The 17,522-nt window shown below is 50.8% G+C and carries 16 protein-coding genes and 1 tRNA gene; 4 read left to right on the top strand and 13 right to left on the bottom strand.

Going from position 1 to position 17,522, the window contains the following annotated elements; genetic code table 11:
- Nucleotides 1-32 precede the first annotated feature (32 nt).
- On the bottom strand, nt 33-185 hold the full coding sequence (locus AC5JLP_RS10785) for a hypothetical protein (protein ID WP_496067940.1): 153 nt from the start codon (nt 183-185) through the stop codon (nt 33-35).
- Nucleotides 186-226: 41 nt separating this feature from the next.
- Entirely contained in the window at nt 227-667 is a 441-nt protein-coding gene (locus AC5JLP_RS10780) for a helix-turn-helix transcriptional regulator (RefSeq protein ID WP_496067939.1), read from the bottom strand.
- A gap of 131 nt (nt 668-798) precedes the next feature.
- On the opposite strand from AC5JLP_RS10780, the gene AC5JLP_RS10775 reads away from it, so the two are divergent.
- Genes AC5JLP_RS10775 through AC5JLP_RS10760 form a run of 4 tightly spaced genes read left to right on the top strand, consistent with a single transcriptional unit; the run spans nt 799 to nt 2,254 of the window.
- Nucleotides 799-963 (top strand): ribbon-helix-helix domain-containing protein, encoded by a 165-nt coding sequence (locus AC5JLP_RS10775; protein ID WP_496067938.1) that lies wholly within the window; start codon nt 799-801, stop codon nt 961-963.
- Between the two features lie 56 nt (nt 964-1,019).
- On the top strand, nt 1,020-1,550 hold the full coding sequence (locus AC5JLP_RS10770; protein WP_496067937.1) for a hypothetical protein: 531 nt from the start codon (nt 1,020-1,022) through the stop codon (nt 1,548-1,550).
- 48 nt (nt 1,551-1,598) lie between these two features.
- Nucleotides 1,599-1,991, top strand: a complete 393-nt coding sequence (locus tag AC5JLP_RS10765) for a hypothetical protein (RefSeq protein ID WP_496067936.1) — start codon at nt 1,599-1,601, stop codon at nt 1,989-1,991.
- Entirely contained in the window at nt 1,988-2,254 is a 267-nt protein-coding gene (locus tag AC5JLP_RS10760; protein WP_496067935.1) for a helix-turn-helix domain-containing protein, read from the top strand. Before AC5JLP_RS10765 ends, AC5JLP_RS10760 begins: the two co-directional genes overlap by 4 nt.
- Here the strand turns inward: AC5JLP_RS10760 and AC5JLP_RS10755 are convergent, their stop codons facing one another.
- From AC5JLP_RS10755 to AC5JLP_RS10705, 11 genes are all read right to left on the bottom strand, one after another.
- Nucleotides 2,255-3,421 carry a tyrosine-type recombinase/integrase gene (locus tag AC5JLP_RS10755; RefSeq protein WP_496067934.1) on the bottom strand — a complete coding sequence of 389 codons (1,167 nt, stop codon included), beginning with the start codon at nt 3,419-3,421 and terminating at the stop codon, nt 2,255-2,257.
- A 173-nt stretch (nt 3,422-3,594) separates the two neighbouring features.
- Nucleotides 3,595-3,668: transfer RNA gene (locus tag AC5JLP_RS10750), tRNA-Pro, on the bottom strand.
- Between the two features lie 47 nt (nt 3,669-3,715).
- Nucleotides 3,716-4,432, bottom strand: a complete 717-nt coding sequence (locus tag AC5JLP_RS10745; protein ID WP_496067933.1) for a J domain-containing protein — start codon at nt 4,430-4,432, stop codon at nt 3,716-3,718.
- A gap of 16 nt (nt 4,433-4,448) precedes the next feature.
- On the bottom strand, nt 4,449-5,414 hold the full coding sequence (cysK, locus tag AC5JLP_RS10740) for a cysteine synthase A (protein ID WP_496067932.1): 966 nt from the start codon (nt 5,412-5,414) through the stop codon (nt 4,449-4,451).
- A 4-nt stretch (nt 5,415-5,418) separates the two neighbouring features.
- Nucleotides 5,419-5,856 carry an Rrf2 family transcriptional regulator gene (locus tag AC5JLP_RS10735; protein ID WP_496067931.1) on the bottom strand — a complete coding sequence of 146 codons (438 nt, stop codon included), beginning with the start codon at nt 5,854-5,856 and terminating at the stop codon, nt 5,419-5,421.
- Nucleotides 5,857-6,014: 158 nt separating this feature from the next.
- Nucleotides 6,015-7,874 carry an iron uptake porin gene (locus AC5JLP_RS10730; RefSeq protein WP_496067930.1) on the bottom strand — a complete coding sequence of 620 codons (1,860 nt, stop codon included), beginning with the start codon at nt 7,872-7,874 and terminating at the stop codon, nt 6,015-6,017.
- 204 nt (nt 7,875-8,078) lie between these two features.
- The gene (locus tag AC5JLP_RS10725) at nt 8,079-10,019 is read right to left on the bottom strand and encodes an iron uptake porin (protein ID WP_496067929.1); all 1,941 of its coding nucleotides are present in this window, start codon (nt 10,017-10,019) and stop codon (nt 8,079-8,081) included.
- Between the two features lie 349 nt (nt 10,020-10,368).
- Nucleotides 10,369-12,168 carry an iron uptake porin gene (locus AC5JLP_RS10720; RefSeq protein ID WP_496067941.1) on the bottom strand — a complete coding sequence of 600 codons (1,800 nt, stop codon included), beginning with the start codon at nt 12,166-12,168 and terminating at the stop codon, nt 10,369-10,371.
- Between the two features lie 425 nt (nt 12,169-12,593).
- The gene (locus tag AC5JLP_RS10715; protein WP_496067928.1) at nt 12,594-14,420 is read right to left on the bottom strand and encodes an iron uptake porin; all 1,827 of its coding nucleotides are present in this window, start codon (nt 14,418-14,420) and stop codon (nt 12,594-12,596) included.
- A gap of 455 nt (nt 14,421-14,875) precedes the next feature.
- Entirely contained in the window at nt 14,876-16,288 is a 1,413-nt protein-coding gene (locus tag AC5JLP_RS10710; RefSeq protein ID WP_496067927.1) for an amidase, read from the bottom strand.
- Nucleotide 16,289: 1 nt separating this feature from the next.
- Complete coding sequence (locus AC5JLP_RS10705; RefSeq protein ID WP_496067926.1) at nt 16,290-17,441, bottom strand: glycosyltransferase family 4 protein; 1,152 nt, start codon at nt 17,439-17,441, stop codon at nt 16,290-16,292.
- Between the last annotated feature and the right edge of the window lie 81 nt (nt 17,442-17,522).

Raw genomic sequence — 17,522 nt, 5'->3', positions numbered from 1 at the left:
AGGATGCACTCGGTTGGTTCGCTCACTGTGGCTTATTCATTTGAAAACCGCTGTAGCTCCTCAATAATTTCACTGCCGCGCACTGAAGCAAAATCAATGTAGTATTTCTTGTCCTCAGGATTTTTAAATACCAGCGTCTTACTGGGATCACAGGCTCTGCGAAATTTTGCTCGATCAAGACTCATAAGGTTTTTCTCTTAATCAACTGCGAGGCGGGCAACTCTCTTTATTTTTCTCGAAGCTTATTTAATTCAGAACTCTCTGTTTTCTGCGGCAACTCCAACCTGATTCGCTGCTCTTCCTTCCCTCCCACCTTATCCCGCTTTACCACTGGCGGTGCATCCTTCGCCGTATCCAACCGATCTGCCATCACCCGCATCACCTGGGCAAAATCCCGCGATGGCATCACCTCAACTCGATCCAGGATGTCCTTGCTCGTTAGTCCCCGATTTCGCCCATACAGGTAAGCCACAAAGTCCTCAACCAGCATCCCTCGCCTCCGGGCAAGCTTCTCTAGATTCTCCAGGTTCGGCAAATTCTTACCGTTCTCCCAAGATTGCACCGTTGATTGCGACACATCCAGCAGTTGGGCAAACTCACGCTGGGACAACTCACCCCTTGCCTCCAACGTTGCAGCCGCTAATCGTTTCAGTACGTTTTCGTCCACAAACACCGCAACGAACACTCACTCTAAGGAAACACAGAATTAACTCTCACACAATCAAATGATTGCTTAATCATGTATTATTCTGTTGAATGATATTTCGTTCAAAAACGAACATAGTTTTGTTCAAAGCCATGAGCCAATCCTCCCTGCCCAAACAACGCGAAAACGTCACGATTCGTATGAACCCTGACTTAAAGGAGCAACTACAAATCAAAGCGATTAAGGAAAGGTGTCACCTCTCTGACCTCATTGAACAAGCTGCCCTTCTCTACCTAGAGCAACAAAAGCCTGCATAGGAAAAATGCCCCATCTACAGCCAGCAGCGGGGCATCTACTTGTACTTATCTGCATCATGACAAATCCAGTCCCACCTTCTGAAGCATCAGGGATACAAAAGCCTCCCCAGTTCGTGCAGATTCCCAAAGACTTAATTCGATATGCCCGAACCCTAAAGCTTACAGGGACTCAATATGACCTCTGGCTTTACCTCTGGGAACTCGACCCCTATGGCGATCGCTGGGTAGACATTCCCCCGCCTGTCGAAATTGCCGCTCTGCTGTCCGTAGACCCTCGCACCGTGCAAAGAGCCGCCCGCCGACTAGAAGACTGCGACCTGTTTGACTTCCAGATTGAGCGCTGGAAGTGCCGCAATACAACCGTTTCAGTCAAAACCCGCGATCATTCTACGGGCAAAGAGATCCGCCTTCCGACAAAACGATCCAAAGGGCGACAGAACGATCCCGTTGCCACCAACAAGATCCCCCTGCCATCAACAGGATCAAACGATCCAAATGAGGGGCTAAGACCTTTACAGGCAGTGGGTTCTGAGTCCCCTCATACTCTTCATACTGATCCACATTCTCTCATAGACCAGACAGAGTGACAGGCAGAAAGAACAGGGGAGAGTCAATTTTTACTCAATGAAGAATTTTTGCCAGCCTTTCGAGAGTGGCTGCTCAACAGAGCCAAACAGCTACCGCAATATCCAGCTCTCATTGAGCAGTGGGTTGAAATACAGGCAAAAGTTGAAGCGAACCAAAAAGACTTTCTCAACCACCTCAAATCCAAAAACGGGGTAAACGTTCCGCCGCCCGTTCCAGACCGCTTTCAAATTGAAATGGCGTGTGCCCAAGCGGTACTCAATGGCGATCGGGCTTGGGCACTCAGCAAACTACAGCAGCTCTGGGCTGAAGGCTGGACTGATTTAGTCCAAGACCTTTGCCAGCTCTACCAGGAATGGGGCTTCATCATCTCCAACAGCGGTGTGGAGGTTGGGCAAGACCAAAACATTCGATCATCAAGCAACAGAGGTGAAGCATCGTGACCGCTATCCGGTTTGAATTTATCGACAAGCACGAAGCCGCTGCACTCCTCAAAGTTCACCCTGGCACCCTCAACCGATATCGTCAGGAAGGGAAACTGATTGAGGGCGTTCACTATACCCGCCTCAGTTCCCAGACCATTCGGTACAACAAAGCTTTATTAGAAGACTGGGTCATCAACCGTGATGACCCAGCAGCCCACCGTCGAGCGATCGAAGTCTACCTGGCTTCCCTCTTAGGCAACCAGTCAAAAAAGAAAAACTAATCAAGTACCAATCAATTCCGGTAGCTTCGGTCTTCCCTGAACATTGCCCGCGTAATCTCGAAAGAGCGTCTGAATCTCGTGTCCGGTCATCTCTGCAATCATCGCCGGGTTCAGTCCCATGTCTAGCGCATGAGAGATCAAGGTCCTACGGGTGGTGTAAGGCTTACGGTACTCTACCTCCACCTTAGACAGTACCGCTTTCCAGGCACGGTTCCTAAAGTTGTGATCGTCGATCGCCCGACCTTTAGGAGACGGGAACACCAAATCATCCGGCTTTGCATCGGCAGGCTTTCGACTGAGAAGCATTGCTTGCAGTCTTGGAGTCAGAGATACAAACCTGGCTCGATTATTCTTCACCTCTTTCCGATGCCCCCGGCTCAGACTCTCTCCAATCCAAACCACGGAGCAATCATGGTTGAGATGTACCCACCGCAGCCCGATCGCTTCACCTGTTCGACAGCCCGTTGACAGCAGAAACTCCACGTAGCCTGAGTAGTGCGCGTAGTAGCAATCGCTCCTGAAACCCTCCAGAATTTTCTCAATTTCCGCCTTGGTGAATGGTTTCGCCTTCTGACGTGGCGGCACCTTCACTGTCTTAAGAACGTCCACCCAGAGATTGTTATCTACCAGCTTCTGCTTCATCCCCCATTCCCAGCAGGCACGCATCAAGGTAATCCGCTCGTGTAGGGTAATGGGTGCAATGCGCTTCGCTAACCAGACTTTGAATGCCTCAGCGTCAGCCTCCCTTAGAGCGATCGCTGCTTTACCCCTAAAGAACTGATTGATATAGCCCAGCAGTGCCGAGTACTTTGCCAGCGTCTGTTTGTAAACCTGCTTCGTTTTGTAGCTGATGAATTTCTCAAACAGTGCCACTACTGTGATGTGGTCGCTGATGGGGCGCTCTGCTTTGTACTTCACCAACGTGCGATCGAAATTCCCTGTTGCGATGTCACCCTCAATCTGCTTCGCCTTCCCCTCCGCTACAGTCCGATTTGTCTTGCCTTCTGGCAGTTCCAAATACAGAAAGTACCGCTTACTTTGGTAGCTCCAGCACAACCGCAGTCGTCCTTTAAACGTCTGCACCGTAACCGTCCCCTTGGGAGACTTCTTGCGCTTCCCCAATTGAGATACTGTTTCGTGCGATCGCGATACTTCGGCTCTGACCACACACCCTCCTGAAAGGTCGCTATCAGTGGAATTCAGTATCGCAATCGTATCTCAATCAATGCTTGAAACCGTGTCAGGATGTGTAAGGTTGAGGTACCTTATTGAGAATGGCAGCTCTAAACCCAGCTTTCTTTAAAGCGCAAAAACCCTCTCATTGAGAGGGTTTCATGCCATCGGAGCGGCGAGATTCGAACTCACGACCCCTACTACCCCAAAGTAGTGCGCTACCAAGCTGCGCTACGCCCCGATTTGCTTGCTCAGTATAACACGATCGTACAGACCGCTGGTAGCTTGTCAGACGACTTCCTTCACCGCCGCCTGTGCTTCTCGGCGCAAACCCGCTGCGATACGAAATAGCTCTTGCCCCGTGTGCAGGTAATAGTCATCATAGTTGAGCGTAAAAAACTCTAGCTGCTCGATACCGTCATCAACCTGGTTCAAGCAGTAATAAAGATGGGCGGCAACGCCTGCCAGCGTTTTGGGGTTGGGAAGAGACTGAAAAATGGTTTCAGCGCGGCGCAGGCGATCGCGACAGTCCTCAAGATAGTCCTGAAAATCCGCCATCAGTACATCGTCAAAGGGATCAGCAGCAAGATTGTCAATCTGCTCCTTCAAGGGCTTGAGAATTTGCTGTATCAGATGGCTGACAGGCGTATAGACCTGGGTCAACCACTGTTGCAGATGTGCATCTGCCTGCTGAGCCGTTTGCTGCTGGTTACGGTGACGTGCCTGTGCATCAGCCGTCCGCTGCTGACGGTTCCCTCGGCCTGTGGAAAAACCTGCGTCTTCGAGTTGGGTGAGATAGTGGATCTGCTGATCATACGATTTACGATTTTCAGGATCGCCCAACACTTCGTAAGCGGCATTGACTCTGGCAATCTTCTCGTGGTTAGCAGTTTCGCGGTTGCTATCGGGGTGAAACTGCTTGGCTAGCTGACGATACGCCTGTTTAATCTCTGCCTGGGTTGCTGTTGGTTTAACGTTTAAAGTGCGGTAGTGATCAGACCTCATGCTGCTTTTTTCAGGCTTACCCTCCAAGCATAGCGGGCAAATTTAGCTCAGAGTCCTGGAAGAGAGGGGTACTCAAATAGCGTTCACCAAAACTAGGCTGAATCATGACAATGAGCTTGCCTGCATAGTCAGGACGACGACCTACTTGAATAGCTGCATAGAGCGCAGCCCCACTCGAAATGCCTGAAAGTAAGCCTTCTTCACGAGCTAAACGTCGTCCGTAGGCAATCGCATCATCATCAGGAACCGTAATCACCTCATCAATCAGGTTTACATCCAGCACAGGCGGCACAAAGCCAGCGCCAATCCCCTGAATTTTGTGGGCACCGGGACGACCACCAGACAGAACGGGACTGTTGGCTGGCTCAACCGCGATCGCCCGAAACTCAGGTTTACGCGTTTTGATCACATCAGCCACGCCTGTAATCGTGCCGCCTGTCCCCACACCTGCCACGATCGCGTCAATCTGACCGTCAGTATCCTCCCAAAGCTCTTCTGCTGTGGTTTGGCGATGAATCTGAGGATTAGCTGGGTTGCGAAACTGTTGCAGCATGTAGGCATTGGGTACCGTTTCCACAATCTGTTGTGCCCGCTGAATGCAACCGCTCATGCCTTCAATCCCCGGTGTGAGTTCCAGTTGTGCCCCATACGCACGGAGCATGGCACGCCGTTCAGAACTCATCGTTTCTGGCATGGTTAAAATCAGACGATAACCTTTTGCAGCAGCGGCCATTGCCAGGGCGATGCCTGTATTGCCTGAGGTTGGCTCTACCAGTACGGTTTTGCCCGGTGTGATCAACCCGTCTTTCTCAGCGGTATCAATCATGCTGATGCCAATACGGTCTTTGACGGAAGCAGAAGGGTTCATCCCTTCGAGCTTGACTAAAATGCGTGCCGTACACCCGTCTGCCTGAGGAATTCGATTTAACTGTACCAGGGGGGTGCGACCAATGAGTTCGGTAATATTTTGAGCGATTCGCATGGGTCTAGATGTAATACATGATGTCGAGTTGTCGTCGGGCGTTGCATTTTTCGCTTAGGTCTTGCAAAGTACAGCGCTGTAAAACGGCATTTGCGGCTTGATGCGCTTCTTGCCACACATCCCAAATGACAGCACTTTCGACTGTTTTGGGCACGATTTGCGGCTCTGCTGATTGGGCTTCGGCACCCTCCAGGCATTGCAGCACTTCCAGAAGATTAATCTTCCAGGGTTCACGCGCCAAAATGTAGCCGCCTTTTGCCCCTCGCTGCGATCGCACCAAGCCACACCGTCTGAGTGTAGCTAATAATTGCTCCAGGTAGCGATCGGGAATTTGTTGCTGTGCAGCAATTTGGCGAATCTGAAGCGGCTCGCCACTGGCATAGTGCGTTGTTAACTCAATCAGCGCCAGGATGGCATATTCATTCTTACTTGAAATTTCCACGGGTAGAGTTTAATAAACAGTAGTTGAGGTCAGATCCCAGATTCATTATACTACGGTTCTACACTGGGGTTTTTGGATGAGCAAAAACAAATCAGCCCTACGATCGCAGGGCTGATTCATTCGGTGATCAGCGCTAAGGCCCCTAATCGTTGCTCAGGTTAGAACGTGAACGTCGTCCGTAAAACGCCAACAAAAACATCTTCGTTAGAATTACTGCCAGGAATACCCGCATTCTGGTTCACGCTGGGAAGATAAATCAGTCCAGGCGTAATGGAGATGTTGTCTGTCAGTTGGTACTTATAGAAGACTTCGATATGGTAAGCAAAATCCTGACTCCGGCTTGCAAAGGCTGGACTCAGATTGGCATTACCAACGTCAATGCCTCTGAGCGTTGGTTCTGCGCCTGCAACAATACCTAGCAAATTACCTTTTTTACCCAGATCTGGGAAGCCGACTGCTACCGCAAAGTTCCAGATGTCAGCGTCGCCCAAGCCGATGATCGTCGCGTCGCTATAGCCAACCCATCCATTCACAATAAAGCCACGAGCGGGTCGGAAGGACGCTTCAACCCCAAAGGAGTTGCTTTCTACCGGGAACGATCGCCCTCGCAACAGCGAATTATTATTCAGGTTTGCAAACGTCGTCCCCGTACCACCGAGGTTAAAATTGTTCCCAGCCGTCAAGCCAGGATTATTTCTCTCATAGCCCCGCACATAGGTCAAGCCAAGCTTGAAGCCTCCGGTGCTAAAGACAAGTTGTGCCAGAGCAGAGAAGTTACCATCAAACAAACCGCCATCTGCGCCAGGGTTGCTAGCCGTGTTGGAAAGGTAGCCAACATCAAGCTTGAAGTTACTGCTGAACTTGTAGTTAAAGCCAACCCCAGCCCCCAAAGGACCAATGCGGTAGATGGGGTTGCGCTCTGCAAAGCGAGAGAGCGCATTTTGGCCGCCGCCGTTGCCTTCAAAGAAGGGGTTGATGGTGTCAGCGTAATAATGATGTAGGGCACCATTCGCAAAAATTGTCGTGGTCAGGTTTTTGCCGATCGGAAAGCGGTAATCCAACACATCTACAAAGACGCTATTGCCACCATTGTTTGAGTCTGTAATCGTCCCATCAGCCGCAGGATTGCCGCCATCGTAGGGAAGGTTTGCTTCGTTGGTGCGCTGATAGTTGGCCTGTGCGTTGGGAATGCTGGGATTGCTCAGTAGCCGAGTCGCATTACCAGCCTGAAGACGTACTCTTAAGCGGTCTTTACCCGTAAAGCTGGAGAGAAAGTTGAGTCGAATGCGATCGTTGAACACTGTATTGGTGCCGCCCTGTCTAGGAAAATCACCAAAGGCGTCGGCGATCGTGAAAATGACCTCTCCACTCAGCTTGGTCGTCGTTGAAAACTGTTGCTTCTCCAGCGTTGCTGTCCGCGCTTCTAAAGCATCAACGCGACCACGCAGCGTTGCCAACTCAGCCGCAAACTCTTCTTGCAGCTTTTGTACGGCCAGCAAATCCTCTTTCTTGACGAGATCAGCGGTGCCTGCGGCGATGAGTTCATTGATGCGATCCATACAAGCATTTAGACCTGCCGCAAACTCGTAACGGGTCAACGCTCGGTTTCCTCGATAGGTCTTGTCGGGGTAGCCCACAATGCAACCATAGCGCTCAACCAGCGATTGCAACGCTTGAAAAGCCCAGTCAGTTGGTCTTACGTCCGATAACTGCGAAACTGACGTGACTTGATTTGCTGCATTTGTGGGAACGGTGCCTTCCGTGCCGTAAACCAGCACCTGGTTTAAAGCTGCTGTTGGTTGGTTGGATGCAGGTGCAGCCTCTGCCAATAGCATCGGACGTTCGGGAGAAGCCGCCAGCTTTTTATCTGATGTTTCCCCGATCGAGGGTTGCGCAATGGCATCTGTGACAGCAGTTACGGTTGCAGTGGCAGGTGTAAGCGCGATCGCAGAGACCGTAACAGTCGCGCTGAGAACTGCTGGAGCCGCCAGCAAGGGCTTCCAGAATTGGTTTGACATAGATATGTGATCCTCACACTCAAGATATAGAAGCATAGACTAGCTAAACCACCCTATTGGAGGATGACTCAACCTGGTCTTTAACTTTCTAGAATTCTACACTTAATTAAATAAAGGCGGTTGAAGCTTATGCTGTTTGTGCATTCGCTCCATGCCAAAACCAAAAGAGAAGCCTTCCAGCCCTCCACGAATGTGCTAACGATCCTAGAATGTGAATGTTGTCCGAATGACACCCACATATTGCGTGTCGTTTCTGCTGTTCCCTTCGGGGTTAAATAGTACAAACACACCTGGTGTAATTGCAATGTTGTCTGTCAGACGGTAGCGGTAAAAGGCTTCCAGGTGAAGTGGCGTACTTGTATCGGTGCGGTTGTTGGTTAAACCACTGTTGCTGATCACATTAGGAGCCATCCCAAACAAAAGACCGCCCAAATTGCCTCTCTTACCCAAATCGGGAAACGCCAGGTAGCCCACCGCACTCAAGATAGTGGCGTTATCGCTATTACTACTGCGATGAGCGAAGGATGCCGAGGCCCAACCACCGATAAGAATCTTAGGGCTGAGTTTAAGCTGCACAGCACCCGCGATCGAGTCTGCTGATGTTGCAGCACCAGCAAACGGGTTAGCGGCAAAGCTAGTACCTGTGCTGCTGGTGAGATTAACGCCGCCGCCATTTGGTTCTGCGCCTGTGTAATAGGAGTGGGCATACGCAAGCCCCAGCGTTAGCGCTTGATTTGGCTGAAAAACAAGCTGAGCCACAGTGGCATTAGAGCCATTGAACAAACCTCCTTTGGCGGCTGGGTTATTGCTACTGCCCCCCGCAAGATAACCGCCTTCCAAGCGCAACGCATCATTAAATTTGTAGGCAAACGTGATACCAGCAGAACCCACGTTGTTAGGGTTGTTGATGCGATAAAAGGTGTTGAACCGTCCAAAACGAGAGATGGAACCAGCACCACTACTCTCAAACGGGCTTAATGTGCTCACTACCGAATCCGAAAGCTCATCATTTAGCGCATCGATTTGAACTGTGAGTTTGTCACCTACAGGAAAGCGATAGAATAACTTATCGATTTGAACCGCATTGCCCTCACTACCATCGAAACCCAGGCGAGTTTCATTGGTACCGGTAAGGCCACCATTAAAGGGAGTCGTATTCCGAGCCTGTAACCGAGTTCGCAGACGGTCTTTTCCCGTAAAGCTTGTATCCAACGCGAGACGGACGCGATCGGAAAAAATGGTGTTTGTATCGTCATTTCCGGTTGTGTTGGCGATGGTACCACCCGCGCCATTGACGGTGGCACTACCGCCAAACGTATCGGCGATCGAGAAAATGACTTCGCCGCTCAGCTTCGTGGTGGTCGAAAACTGCTGTTTCTCCAGCGTAGCCGTTCGTGCTTCTACCGCATCCACACGACCACGCAGGGTTGCCAACTCTGCCGCAAATTCTTCTTGCAGCTTTTGCACGACCAACAAATCCTCTTTCTTAACGAGATCAGCCGTACCAGCCGCAATCAGCTCGTTCACCCGATCCATACAAGCGTTGAGACCCGCCGCAAACTCGTAGCGACTCAGGGCACGGTTGCCACGATACGTCTTGTCGGGGTAGCCCACAATGCAACCATAGCGTTCAACCAGCGACTGCAACGCTTGAAATGCCCAGTCAGTTGGTCTCACGTCTGAAAGCTGGGATACAGAGGTTACTTGACCGATCATTTCTGTAGAGGCGTTGCCCTCAGCGCTATAAGCAGCGACCTGACTGAGCGTGGAGGCGGAAGGCGTTGGCTGAGGCAAGGGGCCTGAAGCGATCGTCTTAGGCGTTTGGCTGACCGAAGACACAGACGTTCCATTCCTGGCAGCGCCGCCCTCGATGCTGTAAGCAGCCATTTGATCGAGGGTCGAGGCGGGAGGTGATGGTTGAGGGAATGCAGCCGTCATGCTATCCCCAGTCGCCTGACTTGTCGGGCGCGAAAGCCCTGCATTAGCCATATTCGTTGCCTGATCAATCGTTGCTGCTGGGGATGGGGCATCCATCGCTTCAGCAGCTTGCACAGATGGACTGTTACCCGCGATCGCAGATGCTGCTGCCGTAGCACTCAGAAGTGCTGGAGCCACAACCAACTTTTTCCAAGATCGATTTGACATCGTTAACCCTCATCCTCCACACCATTCGCATCAAGTTATAGACATCACATACAGGCGATTGAATACACTAAGGGTATGAGAACCCTACTCACCTTACGCATCTGCCCACACCTGATCCGGACGTTCTCATCAACGTCAACGCTCTTCTCAAAGTCATTGGGTACCGAATGATTCATATACATTTGCATGCAAAAAGCCCCGCTTATGCGGGGCTTTTTCACAGACTCAATTCAGGTGTCAAACTACAGCAGCTTGCAGCTAGATGAAATACAGCTCTTAGCCTAAAAGCCAAATTAGAAGCTCTTTTCACTGCTGACTGCTGGCTGCTGGCTCCTGCATTCTGCTGTATTTAGAACGAGAAGGTCGTCCGAAGCACGCCAACATACTGAGTGGCGTTGTCGTTGTTCCCTTCTGGGTTGAAGATCACAATAACACCCGGTGTAAGCGCAATGTTGTTCGTCAGTTGATAGCGGTACAGGGCTTCCACATGGAATGAGGTGTCGTCATCAAAGCGTCGAACACCCGCAGCGTTGCGGAAATCGTTGCCAGTCACCTTCGCTGGAACACCAACGATAATGCCGCCCAGGTTGCCCTTCTTACCCAAATCAGGGAACGCTAAATAAACAGCGCCAGTGTAAATTTCTGCCTCATTGCTGCTCCGACCCTGATAGGCTTTGTAGTAGCCAAACCAGCCTCCAATAATAAACTGAGGACTCAGGCGGAAGTTTACCTGGGCACCAAGGGTATCAACCGAGGTGGGGTTGTTAAGGAATGGGGTGGAAGCATAGGCGCTGCCTGTGCTTGCAGTCACATTCACGTCGCCGCCGGGGTAGTAAGAGCGAACGTAGGACAACGCAATTTCCAGTGGCTTGGCTGGTCTAATGACAACTTGCCCGATCGCGGAGTAAGCACCGTTGAACAGACCGTTCTTATTACCTGGGTCGTTGCTGTTCGTATCAGAAATGTATCCACCTTGCAAGCTGAACGCAGGGTTAAACTTGTAATCAAACGTAAACCCAGCACCTGCCGCACCACTCCGAAGGGTTGAGTTGAGGCGTCCAAAGCGAGACAATGCTCCAACCCCACTGGGGGTAAAGGGGCTAAGGCTAGTGACGAGACCATCGTAGAACTCATTCTTGGTTGCATCGATCTGAACACGCAGGCTATCCCCTAGGGGGAACCGATAGTTCAACTCATCAATCCCAAAGGCATTACCACCGCCATCATCAAACCCCAGACGGGTTTCGTTGGTGCCGGTGAATGCACCACTGAACGATGTAAAGTTACCAGCTTGTAAGCGAGTCCGCAGCCGATCCTTACCTGTGAAGCTGGTGTCAAAGTTTAGGCGAACCCGGTTTGCAAAAATAGTCTGCGTTTGATCATCTTCTAAGCGACCTGCATTACCAGCATTAACGCCATTAAGAAAACCACCGCGACCATTACGGATCGCACGATCGCCAAAGGTATCTGCGATTGTAAAGAGAACTTCACCAACCAGCTTTGTGGTCGTAGAAAACTGCTGCTTCTCCAGAGTAGCTGTCCGAGCTTCGAGCGCATCCACACGACCACGCAGGGTTGCCAACTCGGCAGCAAACTCTTCTTGCAGCTTTTGGACTGCCAGCAAGTCTTCTTTCTTCACCAGGTCAGCGGTACCAGCCGCAATCAGCTCATTGATCCGATCCATGCAAGCATTCAAACCAGCCGCAAACTCATAGCGGGTCAGTGCTCGGTTGCCGCGATACGTCTTGTCGGGATAGCCCACAATACAGCCATAGCGCTCAACCAGCGATTGCAATGCCTGGAATGCCCAATCAGTTGGTTTAACATCTGAAAGCTGCGAAACGGAGGTCACCTGACCGACAATACCAGTAGAAGCAGCGCCTTCTGCACTATCACTAGCGACCTGATTCAAAGAAGCTGTAGAGGTGGTTGGCTGAACTTGTGTAGCCGCCGCATCAGCAACAATCGCTGGATTTTCAGGAAGGGGCGCTGAGCCAACTGCATGCTCAACAGTTGCTGCTTTAGGCGCAGCGCTGGCGGTTTCGGCAGCATTGGCAGCCGGATTAGAACCAACGATCGCAGACGCGGCAACCATAGCACTCAAAAGTGCCGGAGTCGCTAGCAGAGACTTCCAGATTGTTTTTGACATCATTGCTTTCACACTCACACCTTAAATACAAACGAATCTATGGAAACAAAACCCATCAAGGCAGTTTTCACTCACTTATAGCTCAGCTAGAGATTCTTAAGCTTTGGAACAATTAAGAACATTAAAATCAAAACTCAAAGGTAACCTCTAGAGAGCACTTCAGCTAAGCCATTTGCAAGCGCTTACCTGTTTCTCCAACCATTATCAGAGACGATGGTTAACATGACTTTAAAGGTATGCACCTTTTCAGAACCAGTTTTTAGCAGTTGAACCAGGAATTAGAGAAAATTTTAAACTTTTCAGTTATTACCACTACATTACAAGACAGAGTTTTTCAAAAAAAAGCTCTCCCATTTAGGGAGAGCTCGCAAAAGCCGAAACAGTTTAAGTTTCGTCAGAAACCTTACAAAACGTTCTAACAGACATTAGAACGTAAAAGTCGTTCTTAGAGTACCAATCAGCGCATCTGTGTCACCGTTGCCCTGAGCAGGGTTGATCACATAAATCACACCAGGAGTGATCGAGATGTTGTCACTTAGTTGGTATCTGTAGAATGCCTCAAAGTGAAGCGGTTGGACGTTAGTACCTTGACCAAACTTTCTAGAGTTACCCAGGTATGGTTCAACCCCAGCAGATAGACCCAGCAGGTTACCCTTCTTACCAAAGTCAGCAAACGCAACACCAACTCCGTAAGACCAGATTTCGCCCCGGCCAACGCCATCACCAGGCTTGTTCGCTTCAACGTAGGTACCAAATGCATTGAGCGAAATGGTTCTGCCAAGATTCAAAGAACCCGACACACCAAAAGCATTGACCGTTGTGGAGGTGAATTGTCCGGCTCTGCTGCCTGCGACGTTGGTGAAAGCAAAGTTACCCGCTGTGGTACCTTCAACAGGGCTACCCCCACCAGTGTCAAAAATAGCACCGCGGCGGTAGGCGTTGACGTAGGTTGCACCTAGCGAGAAGAAATCAGACTTGTAAGAGACCTGAGCCAGCGCAGAATAACTTCCGTTGAACAAACCAGCTTTATCCGCAGGATTGTTCGCGCCAAGACCGACGGTGTTGAGGGTTGAGTTATCAGCTAGGTAGCCAAGGCTTAACTTGAAACCCTTGACAATATCAAAGTTCAGACCAATACCCGAACCACCACCGATGTTGTAAATTGGGTTGCGCTGAGGGAAGAAACCAATGGGACCAGAACCGCTATCAAACCCTTCAAACAAACCAGCTTGAGTGGGAGCGTAGTCGTACTGAAGACCCGCAAAGGCAGGAATATAAACGTTGATTTTTTCACCTAGCGGGAAGTAGTAAGCCACCCAATCAGCAAAAATCTGGTTGCCACCTGTGCTACCAAACTGGAAGGTCTGTAGACCAATACCACCCGTTGCACCTTGGAAGGTGAAAGGCACAAAGTTACCAGCCGCAAGACGGGTGATCAACAAGTCCTTACCAGTAAAGCTGGTGTTGAGTGCCAAACGAACCCGGTCTTGGAAGACAGTGTTGTTGTTGAATGGCTGTCTAAATTCGTCGGTAACACCAAAGATGACCTCACCAGCCAGCTTAGTCGTGGTGGAGAACTGCTGCTTCTCAAGGGTTGCTGTGCGAGCTTCGAGAGAATCAACGCGACCACGTAGAGTTGCCAATTCAGCAGCAAATTCTTCTTGCAGCTTCTGCAAGACAGCCAGGTCTTCTTTTTTGACCAAATCAGCTGTACCAGCTGCAATTAACTCATTGACGCGATCGAGACAAGCGTTCAAACCAGCTGCAAATTCGTAACGAGTTGTAGCGCGGTTGCCTCGATAGGTCCGGTCAGGATAACCTGCGATACAGCCATAGCGCTCAACCAACGATTGCAATGCCTGGAAAGCCCAGTCAGTCGGTTTAACGTCAGACAGCTGAGAAACAGACGTTACCTGGCTAGCATTCGACGAACGACCTTCGCGGGTATAGCGATTGATCTGATTCAAGGAGCTATCAGCCGCTTCAGGAGCAGGACTAGCTGCTTCAGGAGCAGGACTAGCAACTTCCGCTGGCGTGGACGCAACTTGCACAGGTACGATCTTCTGACCAAAGCTGATTGTCGAAGGATTCGATGTTGCATCTACCGACGAAGGCTGCAATGCAGAAGCTTGAGGCTGAACAACTTCGTTCGCCGCTTTTGCTTCGGTTGCCATTGCAGATGCAGAGACCGTTAAAGCAGCAGCAAGAACGGCAGGGCTGACTAGCAGCGATTTCAAAAATACGTTTGACATGACTTTAATTTGTCCTCCTCACACCGATATAGAACGACTGTCAAGGTCTTCTATCGTTATACTCAAACAATCTAACAAGCTGACGCACTCAAGCGTAATCCAGATTAATTTCTGGCGCAAGCGCATTTTGTGCTGCTCACTACACTTGCCAAACATCATACCGAATCTTTCGCTTCCTGTCTCGGAAGTTGCAGATTTTTAAGCTGAATATGAATTTGCCGCATAGGAGCACATTTCTAAGAAAAATTCCTGAATGTGGCTGCTAGTCTATATGGCTTGAACGCAGAGACTTGTCTGCAAATGGAGTAGCTGAAGGCTAGGGGTTGTCATTCATTACGACCACATATGACTTGCACGAAGGGTTCCGGCCCCCAGCCTCATATGTTGGGGCTGGCGTGATGAGGCTGATACCGCAAGGTTTTGGAGAATTAATGACGCGCCGTCGTTGGCTGGGGCTATTTTTTTGTGGCAAAGGGTGGGCGATGCTGGCTCCACGGTTTTGCTGCCTCAAGTTGGGCAGCTAGGGCAATAAGAGTGGTTTCAGCAGCAGGACGACCAATCAGTTGCACGCCGATCGGCAACCCTCGCGGGTCAAAGCCAGCGGGAATCGTAATGGCAGGCTGACCTGTGGCGTTAAACGGTGGGCATGGAGCAACCCAGCCAATAATGTTTGCCATTGTCTGAGCGGGGCGAAGCTTGTCCCACTCACCCACTCGAATGGTGGTGTGGAGATAGGTCGGCAGCACTAGCACATCCACTGTGTCAAAGAAGGTTACGATGCGACGGGCAATCCTCTGCATTTTGCTGACGGCTCGCAGGTATTTACCGCTGGACTGGAAGCGCGACCGATTGAGTAACCAGCGGTTCATTTTGCCTAGAAAGATGAATGGGATGCCTGCTTCACTCAAAACAGATTGCCAGACGATCGTAAACGGCTCAATCAGATCGCCCACCTCAGGGCAGCCAGGCTCAACGGTGTGTCCCAATGCTTGAAGCAACTGCACTGTATCGAGAACGGCTTGCTGACAGGGAGCATCGGCAGTCCCAACGGGTTCTATGGTCGTGGCAAAGGCAATGCGTAGCCGTCCTGGAGGTGCTTGAGTCGCGGCAAGAAAAGAGTCTTCGGGATCAGGCAACCAGTAAGGATCGCCCGTTGTGTAGCCCGACATCGCATCCAACAAAGCGGCGGCATCAGCTACAGTACGACCAATCGGTCCACTGGTAGAAATGCCGCTCAACCGATCGCCATAGGGCGCATGAGTCACCCGTCCCCGTGATGGCTTAATGCCTACCAGACCGCAGCAGGAGGCAGGCCCCCGAATGGAACCACCCCCATCTGAACCCTGAGCGATCGGGCACAGTCCAGCCGCTACAGCCGCCGCTGCGCCACCACTAGACCCACCAGGCGTATAGTCTAGATGCCACGGGTTGCAGGCTGGTGGAAAACCATCGGGTTCTGTGTAAGGAAGCGTACCAACTTCAGAGGTGGCGGTTTTACCTAAGAGAATGAAGCCTGCTTGCTTAATTCGAGTAACCACACCGTCGTCTTCGGTGGCGACCCGCTTTTTGAGCACCTTGACCCCATAGGCGCAGGGTAGACCTGCTACCGCATTGAGATCTTTGATCGAGATTGGCACGCCAAAAAAGGGCGGCAGATCGTCGCTACTTTGGGCGATCGCTTCTGTTTTGGCTTTGGCATCGGCGATCGCCTGCTCAGCGGCAACGGTCACGTAACTACCCAGTTGCCCATTAAGTTGCTCAATGCGGTGCAGGTACAGCTCTACTAACTCCAGCGGTGAGATTTCCCGTTGGTGCACCAATTTTGCCTGTTCCAGCGCTGGAGCAAATGCCAGATCGATCGAGTTCATGTCAGGAAACCCGCTTCAGTGGTGCAGGTTGATGCCGTAGAACTTCGTCATACAGACACTCTAAGTGCGTAATGTTGTCCGTCAGCGTATAGCGTTCTTTTGCTCGCTGACGGGCATTTTGTCCGAGCAGCTTTGTCCAACCCGTATGATCGCACAGTTGGGGAAGCAAGGTTTTGAGTTGGGTCGCCACGTTTTGAGTCTTTAGAATTACGCCTGCCTCGTCTTCTAGCACCTCACCATCGGCTCCAGCATCGGTGGCAACGCAGGCTAACCCACACGCCATTGCTTCTAATAGTGACAGCGACAGCCCTTCTACCAATGAGGGCAACACAAAGACATCAGACCCACGCAAGATGTTGATGCGCTCCTGTTCGTCAGCAATGAAGCCCAGCCAGATGATGCCATGTTCAGGTCCATAGAAGGGAACGAGGGAGGCGGCTAACGACCCATGATTACCGACGATCACGAGTTTGGCACGATCGTCGAGGCGGCAATGCTTCCAGGCTTTGAGGAGCGATTCGATGTTTTTCTCAGGTGCGATGCGTCCCTGATAGACAAAGATCCGATCGGCATTTAGCTCTGCTTTTAAGCTGGATGGCCCAGGAGAATACTTTTGCGTATCGACACCGTTGGGGATCACCGCTAGTTTGTCTGCCGGGACTCCAAGACGAATGAGAAGCTCTTCCTGAAGATGAGAGAAGATGATGACGCGATCGTACTTTGCCAAGAACGGCGCGTAAAGCTGGTACATCAAGTGTTGAGTGCCTGATGTGAGGTTGCGCGGCTTGCGATCGAACGGGGGATGAAACGTGGCGACTAACGGGATACCCAATTCAAAGCAGATTTCTGGCAGCATGAAATCTAGCGGCGACAGCGTTAATGACGCATGGACGACATCCGGCTTCAGCTTATAAAGTGCCTGAGCCAGAATTTTGCTCGACTTAAACGTGGGGATCGTATAGATTTGCGACTTATAGAGAAATGGGATCGAAATCTCTTGAAAGTCGGGCCAGTTATCTGGTGGCGGTTCTGCCTGAGCAAAGTGAAAAAAACTGACCTGATGACCGCGATCAAGCAGTGCATTCGTCACTTCCCGACCATAAGTGACATTGCCGCAAAAAGGCGATTTTTTTCCGAGCCATGCAATATGCATTCAGGTATCAAGCGAAAAGGATAGGGGTGAGGGATTAACGGTCAGTCGCTAGCGAGCCATTGGCAGGAGTCCAACAAACCG

The sequence above is a fragment of the Stenomitos rutilans genome, from assembly GCF_059505485.1.
This window is presented reverse-complemented; position numbering and strand designations above follow the sequence as displayed.

What these genes read in the sequence shown, in the direction of transcription:
- AC5JLP_RS10705 (WP_496067926.1), bottom strand. Translation starts at nt 17,441, where the DNA reads ATGCATATTGCATGGCTCGGAAAAAAATCGCCTTTTTGCGGCAATGTC.
- AC5JLP_RS10770 (WP_496067937.1), top strand. Translation starts at nt 1,020, where the DNA reads ATGACAAATCCAGTCCCACCTTCTGAAGCATCAGGGATACAAAAGCCT.
- AC5JLP_RS10775 (WP_496067938.1), top strand. Translation starts at nt 799, where the DNA reads ATGAGCCAATCCTCCCTGCCCAAACAACGCGAAAACGTCACGATTCGT.
- cysK (WP_496067932.1), bottom strand. Translation starts at nt 5,414, where the DNA reads ATGCGAATCGCTCAAAATATTACCGAACTCATTGGTCGCACCCCCCTG.
- AC5JLP_RS10745 (WP_496067933.1), bottom strand. Translation starts at nt 4,432, where the DNA reads ATGAGGTCTGATCACTACCGCACTTTAAACGTTAAACCAACAGCAACC.
- AC5JLP_RS10720 (WP_496067941.1), bottom strand. Translation starts at nt 12,168, where the DNA reads ATGTCAAAAACAATCTGGAAGTCTCTGCTAGCGACTCCGGCACTTTTG.
- AC5JLP_RS10710 (WP_496067927.1), bottom strand. Translation starts at nt 16,288, where the DNA reads ATGAACTCGATCGATCTGGCATTTGCTCCAGCGCTGGAACAGGCAAAA.
- AC5JLP_RS10730 (WP_496067930.1), bottom strand. Translation starts at nt 7,874, where the DNA reads ATGTCAAACCAATTCTGGAAGCCCTTGCTGGCGGCTCCAGCAGTTCTC.
- AC5JLP_RS10715 (WP_496067928.1), bottom strand. Translation starts at nt 14,420, where the DNA reads ATGTCAAACGTATTTTTGAAATCGCTGCTAGTCAGCCCTGCCGTTCTT.
- AC5JLP_RS10725 (WP_496067929.1), bottom strand. Translation starts at nt 10,019, where the DNA reads ATGTCAAATCGATCTTGGAAAAAGTTGGTTGTGGCTCCAGCACTTCTG.
- AC5JLP_RS10785 (WP_496067940.1), bottom strand. Translation starts at nt 185, where the DNA reads ATGAGTCTTGATCGAGCAAAATTTCGCAGAGCCTGTGATCCCAGTAAG.